16 protein-coding genes are annotated in these 15,960 nt (G+C 40.7%); 2 read left to right on the forward strand and 14 right to left on the reverse strand.

Annotated elements, in window-relative coordinates; translation table 11 throughout:
* Positions 1-92: 92 nt before the first annotated feature.
* The 14 genes from PBAT_RS04180 to PBAT_RS04245 all read right to left on the reverse strand — a co-directional run bounded on the left by PBAT_RS04180 (position 93) and on the right by PBAT_RS04245 (position 13,882).
* A complete protein-coding gene (locus tag PBAT_RS04180) occupies positions 93-1,181 on the reverse strand; it encodes a PdaC/SigV domain-containing protein (protein WP_068646897.1) in 1,089 nt (362 codons plus the stop codon).
* A gap of 122 nt (positions 1,182-1,303) precedes the next feature.
* Positions 1,304-1,711 carry a GIY-YIG nuclease family protein gene (locus tag PBAT_RS04185; RefSeq protein ID WP_068646899.1) on the reverse strand — a complete coding sequence of 136 codons (408 nt, stop codon included), beginning with the start codon at positions 1,709-1,711 and terminating at the stop codon, positions 1,304-1,306.
* Between the two features lie 121 nt (positions 1,712-1,832).
* The gene (locus PBAT_RS04190; protein ID WP_068646901.1) at positions 1,833-2,606 is read right to left on the reverse strand and encodes a DUF2087 domain-containing protein; all 774 of its coding nucleotides are present in this window, start codon (positions 2,604-2,606) and stop codon (positions 1,833-1,835) included.
* Between the two features lie 201 nt (positions 2,607-2,807).
* Positions 2,808-3,827, reverse strand: coding sequence for a polyamine ABC transporter substrate-binding protein (locus PBAT_RS04195; RefSeq protein WP_068646966.1), 1,020 nt, complete (start codon positions 3,825-3,827; stop codon positions 2,808-2,810).
* Between the two features lie 139 nt (positions 3,828-3,966).
* Positions 3,967-4,773, reverse strand: a complete 807-nt coding sequence (locus PBAT_RS04200) for an ABC transporter permease (RefSeq protein WP_068646902.1) — start codon at positions 4,771-4,773, stop codon at positions 3,967-3,969.
* Entirely contained in the window at positions 4,770-5,624 is an 855-nt protein-coding gene (locus PBAT_RS04205; RefSeq protein ID WP_068646905.1) for an ABC transporter permease, read from the reverse strand. The genes PBAT_RS04200 and PBAT_RS04205 overlap by 4 nt, the downstream gene beginning before the upstream one ends.
* Complete coding sequence (locus tag PBAT_RS04210) at positions 5,621-6,601, reverse strand: ABC transporter ATP-binding protein (protein ID WP_068646906.1); 981 nt, start codon at positions 6,599-6,601, stop codon at positions 5,621-5,623. The genes PBAT_RS04205 and PBAT_RS04210 overlap by 4 nt, the downstream gene beginning before the upstream one ends.
* A gap of 443 nt (positions 6,602-7,044) precedes the next feature.
* A complete protein-coding gene (locus tag PBAT_RS04215; RefSeq protein ID WP_068646908.1) occupies positions 7,045-7,800 on the reverse strand; it encodes an SIMPL domain-containing protein in 756 nt (251 codons plus the stop codon).
* Between the two features lie 175 nt (positions 7,801-7,975).
* Positions 7,976-9,472: a methyl-accepting chemotaxis protein gene (locus tag PBAT_RS04220; RefSeq protein WP_068646911.1), complete on the reverse strand. Its 1,497-nt coding sequence runs from the start codon at positions 9,470-9,472 to the stop codon at positions 7,976-7,978.
* Between the two features lie 195 nt (positions 9,473-9,667).
* Positions 9,668-9,937 carry an HPr family phosphocarrier protein gene (locus PBAT_RS04225; RefSeq protein ID WP_068646913.1) on the reverse strand — a complete coding sequence of 90 codons (270 nt, stop codon included), beginning with the start codon at positions 9,935-9,937 and terminating at the stop codon, positions 9,668-9,670.
* A 98-nt stretch (positions 9,938-10,035) separates the two neighbouring features.
* Positions 10,036-10,965, reverse strand: a complete 930-nt coding sequence (whiA, locus tag PBAT_RS04230) for a DNA-binding protein WhiA (RefSeq protein ID WP_068600838.1) — start codon at positions 10,963-10,965, stop codon at positions 10,036-10,038.
* A gap of 5 nt (positions 10,966-10,970) precedes the next feature.
* Complete coding sequence (locus tag PBAT_RS04235) at positions 10,971-11,960, reverse strand: gluconeogenesis factor YvcK family protein (RefSeq protein WP_068646915.1); 990 nt, start codon at positions 11,958-11,960, stop codon at positions 10,971-10,973.
* Positions 11,961-11,971: 11 nt separating this feature from the next.
* The gene (gene rapZ, locus PBAT_RS04240) at positions 11,972-12,877 is read right to left on the reverse strand and encodes an RNase adapter RapZ (RefSeq protein WP_068646917.1); all 906 of its coding nucleotides are present in this window, start codon (positions 12,875-12,877) and stop codon (positions 11,972-11,974) included.
* 54 nt (positions 12,878-12,931) lie between these two features.
* Complete coding sequence (locus tag PBAT_RS04245) at positions 12,932-13,882, reverse strand: ROK family glucokinase (protein WP_068646919.1); 951 nt, start codon at positions 13,880-13,882, stop codon at positions 12,932-12,934.
* Positions 13,883-14,294: 412 nt separating this feature from the next.
* Between PBAT_RS04245 and PBAT_RS04250 the strand changes: the two genes are divergently transcribed.
* Together PBAT_RS04250 and PBAT_RS04255 are read left to right on the forward strand one after the other, a co-directional pair.
* Entirely contained in the window at positions 14,295-15,215 is a 921-nt protein-coding gene (locus tag PBAT_RS04250) for an ABC transporter ATP-binding protein (RefSeq protein ID WP_068646921.1), read from the forward strand.
* Positions 15,215-15,952 (forward strand): ABC transporter permease, encoded by a 738-nt coding sequence (locus PBAT_RS04255; protein WP_068646968.1) that lies wholly within the window; start codon positions 15,215-15,217, stop codon positions 15,950-15,952. The genes PBAT_RS04250 and PBAT_RS04255 overlap by 1 nt, the downstream gene beginning before the upstream one ends.
* Positions 15,953-15,960: the final 8 nt, after the last annotated feature.

The raw sequence follows: 15,960 nt of genomic DNA on the forward strand, positions 1-15,960 counted from the left end.
AACAGTGGACATCGAAACATAAACATATTTTCAAAAAAACCTTGCTCCCCCAGATTCGGCAGAACAAGATTTATGATAATCAAAAAAGAATACTATTCGAAGAGATGCGTCCCTTTAGGTAATACCTGATCATATGGAATAACAAAGGTCGGATTTCCTGAAGAATAAGGTGCATATTCATACTGTTGGAAGAACAACGCTAGCCCATCTGTTTTGAGATAATAGTCAGCATTCGCATTAAGTTCTTTAAATTCACCATAATAACCCTCGAATCCCTGAAGACTCTTTAATACGAATTTATCTAGTGTTACTTTGTACGTAGGATTCTTCTCTTTCAGAAGTTCCTCGAGAGAAAGTAACTTTCCGTCTTTCAATGAGAAAGTTAAACCTATGCGATTATTCATACCGTGTGCTCCACCTGTGTAACTATACTGATTCATTACAAGACTTAACAAGCCATTCTGATTATAGGTCAAGAGATAATTTTGCAGGAATTCATAAGGGTGCTCAACAGCGCCATCTCTGTTCCCAGCCTGCTCATTTGAAGCTTCAACGAACTGATTCTTAAGCTTCTCTAGCACCGAATTGATCTCTTTCTCCGCATCTGTGCTCACAAGCCCACTGATAACAGGGTACTCCAGAAGAAATGATGCATCCTTAGTCTTCGTATTTACTGATTCTGCTGTAATCACTACATCATTCTCCACTCTCGGAGTCATGCTCAAAGACTTTAGAGATGGGTTCCACACGCCTTGGACCCCTAAATATTCGCTCATTAATTTAAACGGGACATACAACCTGCCTCCGATATTCTTCACTTCGTATTCATTTACATAGTAGCCATTAATTCTGGTGTCTATGCCATACTCAGTGACAGCTATATTTAACTGTCTATATCCAGTACCAAGGCTATATGTTCTCGTTGCCGAATTATATGATAACGTTAGTCCAAGTTGATCTCTCAGTACAGTAACTGGAATCAATGTATTCCCCTGACTGATCAGCCCTTTTTGGGATAACGTCTTATCCTTCCATTTCAGCAGTACAGATGCCTGTTGTGCGGTATTCTTCGTAGTCGGTGATTCGGCTGCAAAGGCTGGTGTCTGTCCTGTAAATCCAATACTTGTTACAATAAGACCCGCTGCTAACACTGTTGCACTATATTTCATTACCTTATTCATTTCTAAGTAATCCCTCCGACAACTAAATAATGGTATTCCATTCATAGTATATCGAAATAGGAAATGAATAAGGTAACATCCGAGTAACAGTATTGTCGCTAGTTATCAGCACAAGAGAGGCACTATGCGTGTATGTGATAACCTTTGTCTCCATAAGGCTGCAACTTATCTAGCCACTTCTGCTCTAACTCCACTAGTTCTTTTCGATGTTTTTTATTCGTTGGATGGTTTACAGGTACGTTCAGTGGGATCATCCCAATAAGAGATTCTCCTTCTTCTAGCTTCAGTTGCTCCAGTATTTCCAACTTAAACTGTTGTTCACCATATTCCTTCCATTCCTTCTGTAAGGGTACACAATCATGATTCCCCATGTTTAGTATAAATACCTCTTTGTTCAGCGCTCCATGTAAGTTCAAGCTACTTCCTATCCAAACCTTACCGTTGACCAAATTACAAATCTGAAACACACCTATCTTTCGTGGTAGCTGTTGATACTCGTTTACTAACTGTTTACGTCTTTGTTGATCCATTGTCCTTCACTCCTTCAACTTCATGTGATATTTGCATATTGAACTAAAGATGAAAGTGACTTACTTTAGTTCATTCTATTTACATAGATTGAGCTAAAGATGAGACTTACTTTAGTTCATTCTATTTCGCCTTACTTTTCACCCAATAGCGACTGCCATCTGCTTCTCGATCCATAAACCCATATTCGATCAAATAACGTCTTAATGTGACATAATCATCTAGGCGTGCTTTCAGAATTTCATTGACCTCTTTTTCCGAATAGTGCTTTTGAACGTCAAATAATTTCGTAAGATATCGCATAATAACAATTCTACGCTTCTCCTTCTTCGGGAACTCTTTTAACGGGCCATCTAACCCTTGATTGAAATAGATCTTGAGAATCTCTTCATTCTCTTGCTCCGTAATGGCATGCCGTTCATCCAGTAAAGAAGGGGAATCATGAATGTGAATGTACTTGCTCTTATGACTTGACCGCTCCTCTACAAGTTCCATGATGGACAGAAATACCTTCGCTTGCTTCATCTTCTCCCGTAACGTAAACCGATGATTACGAATGGTAGACGAACTTCCGCCATCTAATTCTTTAACGATCTCTTGATCACTGAGTCCCATTTGAAAATAGTTCAGTAACGTTCGTTGTAACTCCGTTAATCCAGTCCATTTCTTATCAAGTCCCAGTAAAAAGTCCACCATCGACGTATGCTCAATCGCAATATGACGACGCACATACTTCTCAGCCTCGTATAATACACCCTCATCCTGATAGATAACGCCTTTCTCATAACGTTTACCGCAGACCAAGCACTCATAAGCCTCGTGCTCTTGATCGAACACGAAACCTTGCTTCATTTCTTCTATACTCGCGTTCCAGAATAAATCAGATAAATGAGTCATTATTATAGACACCCTTCAATTTTGTTTGCTTTATTTATAAACATTATATTTTATTGTTTGGTTTATTTCAAGTAACACGTCAGAGTATACGCAATCTAGTTCCCATTTAACATAGCAAAAAAGCAGTCCAAAGCTACGATTGTAGCTTCGAACTGCTTTCTCTATATCCCTTACCTTACTCGCATTTAGGCGAATAGGATATTATTCCCGTCCGCTTTTCAATTCTGTCCAGTAACGGTCATAGAATTGTAGGCTATCGCCTACATCACTTAACCACTCTACGCGATTTAGCTCATCCGCAGAGAGATTAATCATTGTATTGCTGCGGTATGTTTCGCTATGGAACTCCATAGCCTTTGTATTTGGATCACTATATCCAATCGCTTCATAATTCGCTGCACTTACTTTAGGATCTAACATATAATTAATAAATTTCTCTGCTAACGCTTTGTTCTTAGCCCCTTTAGGGATGGCATAGTTATCAGAGAATATCGTTGCGCCCTCTTTTGGCACGACATAGGCAATATCAGGGTTATCTTTCACAATATACGCCGCATCTCCGGACCATACCGTGCTAATCCAACCTTCTTCTTGAATCATCTTTTGTTTAATCGTATCTGTATCAAAAGCAAGCACACTCGGAAGCAATTTCTTCAGATCATCTACGGCAGTTTTAATTTCCGTTTCATTAGTCGTACTGTTAGAGAAACCATGCTTCTTAAGAGCCATGCCGATCATTTCACGGTTGTCATCCAATAGCAATACTTTGCCCTTGTATGCTGGATTCCAAAGATCTTCCCAACTATCAATTGGATCTTTAATGTATTTCTTGTTATATGCAATTCCGGTTACACCAGAAGTATAGACAATGGAATATTTATTGCCTGGATCGAACGTTGGATCTTTGAATGTATCCGCAATATTCGTGTAATTAGGGATATTATTCTTATCCAGTGGTTCAAGCAGATTGTTCTTGATCATCGTCTCCACCATATAATCAGAAGGTTGGATCAGATCATAACCTCCGCCTCCAGCTTTAATTTTAGCTAAAAGGTCCTCATTGTTTGCAAAAATATCATAGGTTACGTCCACATTGAACTCTTTCTCGAAATCTGATATTACCGTTTCATTGAAATTATCCGCCCAACTGTAAATATGCAACTTCTCCTTAGAAGAACAACCAGCTAACAGAGAAATGGCTAACACGCTTACTCCTAGCATACTTAACAATCCAGTTCTTTTCACAGTTACGTATCTCCTCTCTTTCGTCACACCATTGTATTTGAAAGACTCACAAGCCATGACACTCACAGCTTGATCATCTAACATTCAAGATAAATTCGTTCTCACACTTTAGACATTAAAAGGGCAACATCTTATGTTTCTTCTGACCCTTACCACGGTTCAATACGTATTGCGCTAACAATATTAACGTGATGCTAACGAGAATTAGCAGTGTACAGAGTGCATTGATTTCCGGTGAGATGCCTCGTTTCACTTGTCCATAAATATAGATTGGAAGCGTCGTCGAGCTAGGTCCAGCCACGAAGAAACTAACCATGAAATCATCAAGGGAAAGCGTAAAGGCGATCAACGCCCCCGAAATAATACCAGGCGTAATCTGTGGTAATGTGACATGCCGGAACGTCTGCCAATACGTAGCTCCCAGATCCTGAGCTGCTTCTTCAAGCTGTCTGCCCATACCTGCCAATCTGGCATTCACGACAACATATACATAAGACATACTAAATGTGATATGGGCGATCATGACGGTGGACTTTCCTAATGGAATCTGAAGTTGACTGAACAATACCAACAACGACAATCCCATGATGATGTCCGGTATAATCACTGGCATATACAATACCCCATTTAGTGGACCTCTCCACTTCCTCGCGATATCCCGCATAGATAACGCTGAGATTGTCCCTAATAAGGTAGCTGCAATGGTGGATACCACTGCAATAACGAGACTGTTCATTAAAGCTTCCATCACGTGACGATCTTTCAGTAAAGAAACATACCAATCTAAAGTAAATCCTTTCCAATCTCCGCTTAGTCTTGTGTTATTGAATGAATACACCATAACAAGCACAATCGGCACATATATAAATATCATCATTAGCGCAGAATGAATACCGAGAAGAGGATGTCCTTTCTTCTTCATGCGTTCCCCCCCTCTCTTGTTCGATCGCTTCGAGACTTCATCACTCGGCTAAATAATACAATCAGTATGAGCGAAGTCAGGACAAAGATGACCGAAAGAGCCGAACCGAAAGGCCAATTGCGTGCCCCCAGGAACTGAGCTTGAATAATATTACTAATCATAGAGGATTTAGATCCCCCTAGAATATCTGTTACAACAAACATTCCTGCAGTAGACACAAATACGAGTACAGACCCGGTCATAATACCCGCTTTACTCTGAGGCAGGGCAATATGCCAGAATGCCTTCCAACGACTAGCTCCTAGATCACTTGCAGCATCTAACAAACGTCGATCAATTTGCTCGATAGCTACATATAGCGGTAGCACCATAAAAGGAACGAAATTATAGACCATTCCTAGCAAAACAGCTCCCTTTGTATACAGCATTTGCAAGGGTTCATCGATCCATCCGAAATGGATCAATAAACTGTTAACCACGCCCTGCGTTCTGAGCAACAATACCCATGCATAAGTCCGAATCAAGAAATTAATCCAGAACGGAATTGTAATCAGGATCAGACCCCAATTCTGCACTCGGGGAGAGGAATTCGCCAAGTAGTATGCTAAAGGGTAACTTACCACAAGACATATCACTGTCGTTGTAATAGATAACACAATCGTATCCCAGTAGATCCCTAGATAAAGCGAATCCCAGAATGTCTTATAGCCTTCCCAACTGAAACTATAGACAACATTACCCAGTGTGTCGCGTTGCATAAAAGACATCGCCACGACGATAAGCATAGGTACAATCAGAAATAATCCTAACCATATGAGTACCGGTGTAAAGAACCATTTAGACTTATTCATGGTTGGATCACCACCTCATCCTTAGGGTTCCAGTTCACCCCAATTCGCTCACCCACTCGCCAAGATTCTTCATCTGTCGAATCCAGTACGATGGTTACCGTCATGGCTTTCTGCTCACCCACTTGATCAAGTTCAACCATTAATTTATGCACATTCCCTAAATACAGAACATCTTGAATGATGCCTGATTTCATTGAACCTTCTTCACTTCGTTGCGGGCGTAGTTTCTCAGGTCTTACGGCAAATAAACCTTGGGGAGAAGTGAAAATATTATTCTCACCAACAAAAGTTGCAGCAAACAGGGTACGTGGGGATGAGTAGATTTCTTTAGGGGTTCCGATCTGCTCAACTTGTCCATTATTTAAAATAACAATGCGATCAGACATCATCATAGCTTCTTCTTGATCATGTGTTACATACACGAATGTAATACCAAGTGTGCGTTGAAGATGCTTCAACTCGGTTTGTAAGTTTTTGCGTAGTTGTAAATCGAGCGCACCAAGTGGCTCATCAAGCAATAATACTTTAGGTTTATTCACTATAGCCCGGGCAATAGCTACTCTCTGTTGCTGACCTCCTGAGAGCTGATGAGGGTAACGAGAAGTTAGAGCTGTTAGTTGCGTCATGGCAACTGCTTCTGCAATCCGCTGCTTTTGTTGGTCTTTCGGAATCTTTTTCATTTTAAGTCCAAACGCAATATTTTCTTCTACCGTCATATGCGGAAATAGAGCATAGTGCTGAAATACCAAGTTCAAATCTCTTTCGTTAGGAGGATTCTCTGTAACCACTTTCCCAGCAAGTACAATATCCCCACTAGTCGGTTGTTCAAAACCCGCAATCATACGAAGAATGGTCGTCTTACCACATCCGCTTGGTCCAAGCAACGTGAGAAATTCACCCTCCTCAATAAGCATAGACAATGGTTTCACCACCACTTGCCCTTGAAATTGCTTCTCGATATCAACGAGTTCAATCATAAGTACCATCCCCTTTTTTATCATATGTCCGTACATGTTTCCATGAATATATAACCTCTTACATTTTAAAAAAGCCATATCATCTGTATGGCTTACTTTTATTGTTATTATTCAATCATTTGATTTCAAAAATTCGTAGCATTTTCGCATATTCACTATAACGTTTTTCGCCTTGAGGTACAACATCTTTCTATTGTCATCGACAAGTAACCTGGCAAGTTTCGTCACAATATAGTAATGATTGAGATACAAGTCGTCCACTTTCAAAGATTGCACCCTTTTTAGCTGAAATATAAGGAATAGCGTATGAAGTGCAACTTATACATTCTTATATTTGAACAAAAACCTATACTAACTTATTATCACAAAAAAGTCACCTTTCCACGACAAAGGATTGTCAGAGGATGGTGACTCTTAAGCGCTTAACGATCTTGTTTCAAGCGTTATTTAAGTTCGAATTGAACACTAAGTTGCGTAGACACTTTAAGTTCTCCTGCTTCAATAGCAGTTGAATTAGCAGAATCCATACTAGCCTTCGCACTCATTAACATTTCATTTTGTCCGTATACGATCGGGTTACTAGCATCGCCTTGGCTTACAACAAGTACTGCACCTAGTTGTCGGTTAGCAGCTTTTGCAATAGCACCCGCTTTCAGACTAGCATTCGCCATAGCTTTCTCAATCACTTGCGTTTCGAACTGATCACGATTCTCTATGGAGAAGCGAACATTCTCAATGCTATTCGCGCCTGCAGTCGATGCCGCATCAAGTAATTGACCAATCTTAGCAAGATCGCGATAGGTTACTTCAATGGAGTGAATGGCATTATAGCCTTTAACCTTTTGTCCTTCTTTTTCCGTATATGTGTAGTTAGGTTGTACATAGAACTGTGCACTCTTGATATCTTTATCGGAAATTTTCCATGTCTTCTTCAATACATCATTCAGCTTCTGCATCTTAGCTGCGTTTGCCTTCTGTGCCGCTTGAGCCGTCTCTGCCTGTGAGGTTACACCGATCGATAGATAAGCGATATCCGGTGTAATAGATATTTCACCTTTACCTACAACATTAATAACATTACGTTGTACTTCATCCGCATACACTTTCGATGTGTTACCCAAAGAACTCACCCCTGTTAGCCCAAATGCTAATGCCCCTGCAATCATTATACTTCCTGTCGTCTTTACCCAACTTTTCATAACTTCGCCTCCTAAAAGTTTTACGAAGTAAAACTGACTTCGTATGCATTAACTTAGTTTTACGAAGAAAAACTTACCTCGTAAGCAGTTTATCCTTCATTTACCTTTTAGACGAGGTTTATTGGAAAATGTTGCAAAGAAGGACAAACAAATTTATTGGTTGTATTTAAATAATCTATTCTACAAGTAATCTGAGATTCTCCTCAGCACTCTTCGTATTATCCAGACTCACTTGATTATTGTTAAGTAAGGATTGTAGGGTTGCCGAAAGCTCTTCTAACGTAGCTGAAGTCTGTTCATTAACAGAAGCCAAATGATTTGTTGAATCACCCACAGAACTAGAGAACTGAGTCACTTTCTGCATCATACCTCCATACTCCTCAGAAACTTGGAGTAGTATTCCGATGGAGTCTTTGATAGATTCAAACGCATCGGCTGTCTCTTGGGTCAGTTCACTACTCATTTGCATACGTTTGGCTACCAAGTTCATTCTTTGAAGCGTCCCATTCGTCTGTTCTGAGAACCCCTGTAGTTGCGTCGTAATTTGTTCTGCCGAATTTGAGGTAAGCTCTGAAAGTTTACGTATTTCCATAGCAACGACAGAGAAACCACGTCCATATTCCCCTGCACGTGCCGCTTCAATACTCGCATTTAAAGAAAGTAAATTCGTCTGATTGGCTATTTCACGTATAGTCTGACTAAATTGAGAAGTTTCATTCACGCGCACCGTAAGTTCCTGAATATCGGACGCCATCGCGTCAATTTCCTCTTTGAATTCAAGGATTGTACCACTTAATGTCTCGACCTTCTCCTTACCCATCATAGATAGATGATTCGTCTCATTGGTCTTGTCGATAAGTGTCTCCGTAGAGGTCGTCATTTCATGTATCATAACGCCCATCTTCTGAACCGAATCATTAATGGAAAGTGTTGTATCCACTTGCGTTACAGCACCTGTTGCTATTTCCTGAAATGCCACGTTCATTTCTTGAAACGAAGATGTGTTATCTTCCATAGATTGCGTGATATCCTTCATGTTTTGTGACACGACAACGACATTCCCCACCAATTGTTCCTTCTGAACTTTTTGATCATTCAGTAAATATTCTGACTGCGTGCGGGATTCCTCTATATTGTTCTTTAATGCTTCTGATACACGTAGCAATAAAATAACTATAATAGACGAAATCACATAACTGCCTATAATACTTATTCGAAGATTAGACCTTTCCAACCCATCTATACCTACTTGGGATAAATACCATGTGAATCCTAATCCAGCTACCAAGGTAATGTACGTTACACTTTGCCTCATCGTAATCAAAGACAAAATAACTAAGTAATACACTGTTGTAATACTCGTCAACGAAGGTTCAAATATAATTTGCAGCCCACAGCTTAACAGCATACCTGCCATTCCGATATAGGCATTTAAATGAATATACTTACCTTTAATATGAAAGCTCACCAGTAGGATTACAGTAACAACGTTAACTATACTACAAATATTTTTAATGGATGTGATATCAGTTGACACTGTAGCCAATCCCATTAACGTTGAAATAAGTACCGCAATAATAAGAAGGATATTACGTCTTATAACATCCCTATCTCTAACCGATAATGATTCATCCTTGTGCCTGTTAATACTTCCCAGAAATGACAATTTCATGATTCCCATAACTCCCTCTGATCTGAAATATGTATACGTGTACCATCTGTGAGAACTCTATGTTAGGTATAATATATATCGGCAGAAGTCTTATCATTGATGAGTTATGTCTATAAAAAACCGCACATTAATCAAAAAAATAGCAGCTAATCCCGGGTGAGGGATTAGCTGCTATTCGCTCGTGATATTGAGGTCTTATTGATTCTCTAATTCTTCCTTACTTACCAAATTTACTAAAGCGGTTACAGCCTGCTCGGCATCAGCACCTTCAGCGCTAATATCAACTTCCGTACCAGAACTGATTGCAAGACTCATGATTCCCATAATACTCTTTGCATTCACTTTTTTATCATCTTTTTCCACGAAAATTTCAGACGAGTACTTATTGGCTTCTTGCACGAACAACGCTGCCGGTCTCGCATGGAGACCCGTCTTTAGACGGACAACTACCGGGTGTTTTATCATGGAAACTTACCCCCTATTTATAAATCTGTACACTGTACACACATTTTATTTAAGAACATTATACCATTATAACATGAAGGACACTAGAAGAAAAAAACTCAGCCATTACGAATTTTATCAGCCATCTCATCAAGCTTACGCAAACGATGATTTACACCTGATTTACTGACGGTACCCTTTAGCATTTCGCCAACTTCTTTCAAGTTCATATCAGGGTGAACGAGCCTTACTTCAGCTACTTCTCGCAGTTTCAGTGGCAAATTCTCAAGTCCCAACTCACGTTGTAACAATTTAATATTCTCAATTTGCCTTACTGCGGCGCCAATCGTCTTATTCAGATTCGCAGTCTCGCAGTTGACGATACGATTTACAGAATTTCTCATATCGCGCATGATACGAACATCCTCGAATTTGAACAACGATTGATGTGCGCCGATTAGGCTGAGAAATTCAATGATCTTCTCGCCTTCCTTAATGTAAAGAACAAAGCCCTTCTTACGTTCAATAAACCGAGCATTCAATTTAAACTGGTTAGCCAAATCTACTAACGCCTTACAGTGATCTTCGTACATAGAGGAGATCTCGAGGTGATATGAAGAACCCTCCGGGTTATTAACGGATCCACCAGCCATGAATGCCCCTCGTAAATAAGCCCTCTTACAACAGTTTTTGCGTATGAGGTCTGACTCAATATCTGGTGTGAATAGAAAACCTTCAGAAACAATATAAAGTTCCTTAAGAATTTCCTGTACACGAGCAGGTATGCGTACGATATAGACGTTATTCTTCTTCAATCTCATTTTTTTACGCACAAGTAATTCAGTATGTGCCTGGAAATATTTTTTGATTAAGGAATAAATCCGTCTTGCAATCGCGGCATTTTCTGTCGAGATATCTAATATGACCTTTTTATTCGATAACTGGACAGAACCATTCATACGAATTAATGCTGATAACTCAGCTTTCTCGCAGCATGCCTGTCCTTCGACCATAGTCAATTCTTTTTTTGTCTGTGCCGCAAACGACAAGGGACTCACCTCTCTCGTATAATCCAATTTTGTACGAGCTGGTAGATATGTTGACTTAGCTTCTCAGCATCATGTCGTAGATATGTCCGGAATAGAACCAGTGTATCAGCTATAACCTGATAACCTTGCCCTTGTACTTCATCCCAATCCACTTGAACGGGCCTTGCACCCTTTTCCGCATATCTATCCTGTACTTCTGTTGGAATATCACCATTATTTACAATGACATAATCAAATAGCTGTGTACCCACATGATCATATATTGCGTTAAGATGGTCACTTACCGTATAGTTATCAGTCTCTCCGGGTTGCGTCATCACATTGCATATAAAAATCTTAATCGCTTTTGAAGCACATACAGCCTCTACAAGTTTTGGAACGAGTAAGTTAGGAAGAATGCTTGTATACAAACTACCAGGTCCAATCAAGATGGCATCCGCTTGTCGAATCGCTTCAACAGCCTCTGGCAACGGCTCCACGTGAGCCGGATCGAGAAACACACGCTTAATTCTGCCGCCATGTTCCGGTATTTTGGATTCTCCGACGACAATACTCCCGTCTTCCATCTCAGCACGAAGCGTTACCGCAACTCCTGCAGCAGGAAGTACCTGCCCACGAACAGCAAATACTTTACTTAGCTCCCGTACAGCAGTTACAAAGTCGCCCGTAATATCAGTCATCCCTGCTAATATCAAATTCCCAAGACTATGACCTGCAAGTCCTGTACCACTGCTAAAACGATAGCTTAACATTTCCGAAAGTAGCGGTTCTACATCTGCAAGCGCAGTTAATACGTTACGAATATCCCCAGGTGGGGGCATCTGCATCTCATTTCGCAGAATGCCTGAACTTCCTCCATCATCAGCTACAGTGACAATAGCCGTGATATCAAGCGGCTTTTCCTTCAATCCCCGAAGCATAACAGATAATCCCGTTCCTCCACCCATAACAACAATTCGCGGACGCGATCTAGTTGATTCTGCCACTTTCTTCATACTTCACCTCATTAATGCCGGTCACGATCTCGATCAGAGTCTCTGTGGCTGACGGAGACATTCTCCGTCTTACTGACACCCAACATCTTACCTAGGTACTCAGAAATAGCAACTGAACGATGCTTGCCCCCTGTACATCCGATAGCGATAATGACCTGGCTCTTACCTTCTTTATAATACTGTGGAATTAAGAAATGGAGCATATCCAACAATTTAGTTAAGAACAATTGGGTTTCAGCCCATTTCATCACATAGTCATATACTTCACTGTCTTGACCCGTTCGAGGACGTAAATGATCCACGTAATGAGGATTGGGCAAGAATCTTACATCAAATACCAGATCTGCATCAATCGGGATGCCGTATTTAAACCCAAATGATGTAATATTCACAGACAACGTATTTGGTTCGATATGGGAGAATCGAGAAATGATTTTCTCTTTCAGTTGCCCCGGCTTCGTATTACTAGTATCGATCAACTGTGTTGCAGAATCTTTAAGCTCCTCCAACATCTTACGCTCTAATTTGATGCCATCAAGCGGCATTCCTTCAGGAGCCAAGGGATGCCGTCTACGACTCTCTTTATATCTTTGTACTAGAACGGAATCTGTTGCATCAAGGAATAGAATCTCGCAACGCATTGTAAAATGCTCTTTTATATATAATAAAGATTCAGATAAGGCCGTAAAGAACTCTCGTCCTCTTAAGTCAATAACTAAGGCAATCTTAGCGATCTTACCGTTCGACTGCTCGATAAGTTCTCCAAACTTAGGGATCAATACTGGTGGTAGATTATCCACACAGAAGAATCCAAGATCCTCTAAGCTTTGTACAGCAAGTGTTTTCCCCGCGCCTGACATCCCTGTAATAATAATCAAGTTGGCCATGGCCGACGTAGTATTCTCATTTTCCTGCATCAGCTTCCACTCCCTTGTCAATGAGTCCAACAGGTATATTCTAACGGAAGTATGCTATGAACGAAGAAGCAGACCCGCAGCCCCAACAATTCCTGCTTTGTTACCTAGTATAGCTGGTAGAATCGAAACACCCCGTTGTAATGGCTCTGGTGTGAATTTTGCAAATACTTCACGAACTTCATTAAAGAGAATATCCCCTGCATAGGCAACACCACCGCCAACGATAAATACTTCAGGGTTCAATACAGCAGCTACAGCTGCCATCGATTTACCTAAATAAAATGCTGCACGGGTTACAATGCGTAAGGCTACTTCATCTCCAGCTTTGGCTGCGTCGAATACTTCCTTCGCATTAATCACTTCTACCGTTGAGAGTGTTGTACGATCTCCACGTTCAACCGCATCCTTCGCCATACGGATAATACCTGTTGCAGAAGATACAGTTTCTAAACATCCCTTTTTGCCACATCCACATTGGATGGCTTCCAAATCAGGAACGACTGTAATATGTCCAACTTCTCCTGCCATTCCTGACGAGCCTTGATAAATCTTGCCATCTAAAATAACGCCCCCACCTACACCTGTTCCAAGTGTATAGCAGACACAATTATCCAATCCACGTCCCGCGCCACTCCAAGCTTCGCCCAAAGCAGCCACATTAGCATCGTTATCTATTTTCACAGGCTTGCCAAGACGCTCCTCTAGAAGAGAACGTATCGGAACATCCGAAAAACCTAAGTTGGGTGCTTGAACAATAATCCCTTCACGGACATTCGTAAAGCCGGCAACCCCAGCTCCTACACCCACTAGCTGATCCCAGCTATATGGTGATTTCTCAACAATATCACGAACATATTGCACAATATTGTCAATTACGACTTCAACGCCTTTTGCAGCCTCCGTGGGTCCCTCATGCGTTAGAAGAAGATTCCCCTCTTGATCACAAATCCCAACTTTTATCGCCGTTCCACCTAAATCCACACCAACATAGATACTTTCAGACATGTTCCAGCCACCTTTTTTCAATCTAAAATAGTTTTGAGCCTACGTACCCACTATAAGTGATGCCCTCAATCTGGTCAAGAGAAGCTAGACTCTATCACTACGCTATTCGATAGAATTAAAGCTTCATTATATAGCCTATTCAGAGGATATGATGTAGAGTCATTGCAGCTTTTGTGATTAATTGCACAAACAATATAGATAGTTATGACAATTGTCATCTGCATAAGGTGACAGTATTAACTAACAAGTAGACGGCATATTTCTTACAATATAATAAAGTATAAGCTTCACTTGATACGCTGTTCCTTATATTTGAGCTTAAAACGGGTTCCGTCTTTAAAAAGGACGGCACTGCCCTTTCTACTTGTGATGAAGTTAAGAGAAATTCGAACGCATATGGAGGTATTAATGTATGGACACAATTGTGGAAATGAAGAATGTAACCAAACAGTTCAGAAATAAGAAAGCTGTGGATGATGTTTCCTTTTCGATCGATAAGGGTTCCATCGTTGCTATTCTAGGTCCTAACGGAGCAGGAAAAACAACCGTGATATCCATGTTATTAGGTCTAATTAAGCCTACCCAAGGTACAGTGAAAGTAATGGGTAAGGACCCTAGGGATATAGAGGTACGAAGGAGAATTGGAGCTATGCTTCAAGAGGTGAGTGTCATGGATGCTCTGAAGGTACGTGAACTTATTGATTTAATTCGTAGCTATTATCCTCGACCTCTGGATATCGATCAATTAATTCCACTTACTGGTTTGCAAGAAAAGGATCTATACCGATATGCAAATAAGTTATCTGGGGGTCAGAAGCGTAGACTTGGGTTTTCACTTGCACTTGCTGGCAATCCTGATCTGATCTTCTTAGATGAACCGACCGTAGGGCTAGATGTTACCGCTCGTCGTGTGTTCTGGGATCAAGTTCATTCACTGACCCAACAGGGGAAAACCATTCTATTTACGACACATTATCTACCCGAAGCTGAAGACTATGCAGATCGCGTTATTTTATTTGATCAAGGGGTCATCATTGCTGATGGTACACCTGACGATATCAAATCCAAGCTTACCGTATCCTCGGTCTCTTTTAAATCAGATGCTCTTAATCTTCGTGATGTTCTAATCACATTACCAAATGTTCAAGATGTTTATGAAAAGGACGGACGAATCTATACCGTTACCGAAGATACAGATGGCATGTTAGCATCTATCTTTGAACATAAGCTTGCAGTTAGCGGTATCCGAGTGGAGCACGGTCGCCTGGATGATGCTTTTGAACAGTTAACAACACATCCGGAAATGGATACCCAAGGAGAGATTATATCATGATGAAGGTGATAGCCATGCAGTGTAAAGCAGAGTTGCGAAGAATATTCCGTAATCCCTATTATGTATTCTGGTCCTTGATATTACCTATCGTGTTTTATTATATCTTTACTCGGCTTGTGAACACCAACACCGACGATAATGAATTATGGCAAGCGCATTATTTGATGTCTATGACTACATTTAGTGTGATGGGTTCATCGATCATGACACTTGGCATTCGTATCGTGCAGGAACGGGTTCATGGTTGGTCCACTTATATGCGAATTACGCCACTTCCCGAAGGTGTGTATTTCTTTGGCAAGATGTTTGGGCAGTCGGTGATGCATTTATTTTCAATTATCATTATCTTTGCAGCTGGATATATCATCAACGGTGTGTCCTTATCTTTGTCGCAGTGGATTCTCAGTGGACTGTGGATATTAATAGCTTGTGCGCCATTCCTAGCCTTAGGTACATTAGTCGGAACAATGAAAAAAGTGGACACTGCCAGTGGTGTTAGTAATGCAGTCTATATGATATTAGCTGTATTGGGCGGCATGTGGTTTCCTATTGATTCTTTTCCGAAAGGGTTACAAATGGCGAGTCACTGGCTACCTTCCTATAGCTTTGGAAATGGTGCTTGGGAGCTTATCCAAGGCAATGCCCCTCAGTGGGATAATATACTTATTCTGTCAGGATATCTTATTTTCTTCGTGGTATTATCAACGTATATCCGTAAAAAACAGGAAGTGGTGTAGACACCCTT

The sequence above is a fragment of the Paenibacillus antarcticus genome (assembly GCF_001637225.1).
In the GTDB taxonomy this organism is placed as follows: Bacteria; Bacillota; Bacilli; order Paenibacillales; family Paenibacillaceae; genus Paenibacillus_AQ; species Paenibacillus_AQ antarcticus.

What these genes read in the sequence shown, in the direction of transcription:
- PBAT_RS04190 (WP_068646901.1), bottom strand. Translation starts at nt 2,606, where the DNA reads ATGACTCATTTATCTGATTTATTCTGGAACGCGAGTATAGAAGAAATG.
- PBAT_RS04185 (WP_068646899.1), bottom strand. Translation starts at nt 1,711, where the DNA reads ATGGATCAACAAAGACGTAAACAGTTAGTAAACGAGTATCAACAGCTA.
- PBAT_RS04245 (WP_068646919.1), bottom strand. Translation starts at nt 13,882, where the DNA reads ATGTCTGAAAGTATCTATGTTGGTGTGGATTTAGGTGGAACGGCGATA.
- PBAT_RS04215 (WP_068646908.1), bottom strand. Translation starts at nt 7,800, where the DNA reads ATGAAAAGTTGGGTAAAGACGACAGGAAGTATAATGATTGCAGGGGCA.
- PBAT_RS04210 (WP_068646906.1), bottom strand. Translation starts at nt 6,601, where the DNA reads ATGATTGAACTCGTTGATATCGAGAAGCAATTTCAAGGGCAAGTGGTG.
- PBAT_RS04250 (WP_068646921.1), top strand. Translation starts at nt 14,295, where the DNA reads ATGGACACAATTGTGGAAATGAAGAATGTAACCAAACAGTTCAGAAAT.
- PBAT_RS04220 (WP_068646911.1), bottom strand. Translation starts at nt 9,472, where the DNA reads ATGAAATTGTCATTTCTGGGAAGTATTAACAGGCACAAGGATGAATCA.
- PBAT_RS04180 (WP_068646897.1), bottom strand. Translation starts at nt 1,181, where the DNA reads ATGAATAAGGTAATGAAATATAGTGCAACAGTGTTAGCAGCGGGTCTT.
- rapZ (WP_068646917.1), bottom strand. Translation starts at nt 12,877, where the DNA reads ATGCAGGAAAATGAGAATACTACGTCGGCCATGGCCAACTTGATTATT.
- PBAT_RS04200 (WP_068646902.1), bottom strand. Translation starts at nt 4,773, where the DNA reads ATGAAGAAGAAAGGACATCCTCTTCTCGGTATTCATTCTGCGCTAATG.
- PBAT_RS04225 (WP_068646913.1), bottom strand. Translation starts at nt 9,937, where the DNA reads ATGATAAAACACCCGGTAGTTGTCCGTCTAAAGACGGGTCTCCATGCG.
- PBAT_RS04235 (WP_068646915.1), bottom strand. Translation starts at nt 11,960, where the DNA reads ATGAAGAAAGTGGCAGAATCAACTAGATCGCGTCCGCGAATTGTTGTT.
- PBAT_RS04205 (WP_068646905.1), bottom strand. Translation starts at nt 5,624, where the DNA reads ATGAATAAGTCTAAATGGTTCTTTACACCGGTACTCATATGGTTAGGA.
- PBAT_RS04255 (WP_068646968.1), top strand. Translation starts at nt 15,215, where the DNA reads ATGAAGGTGATAGCCATGCAGTGTAAAGCAGAGTTGCGAAGAATATTC.
- PBAT_RS04195 (WP_068646966.1), bottom strand. Translation starts at nt 3,827, where the DNA reads ATGCTAGGAGTAAGCGTGTTAGCCATTTCTCTGTTAGCTGGTTGTTCT.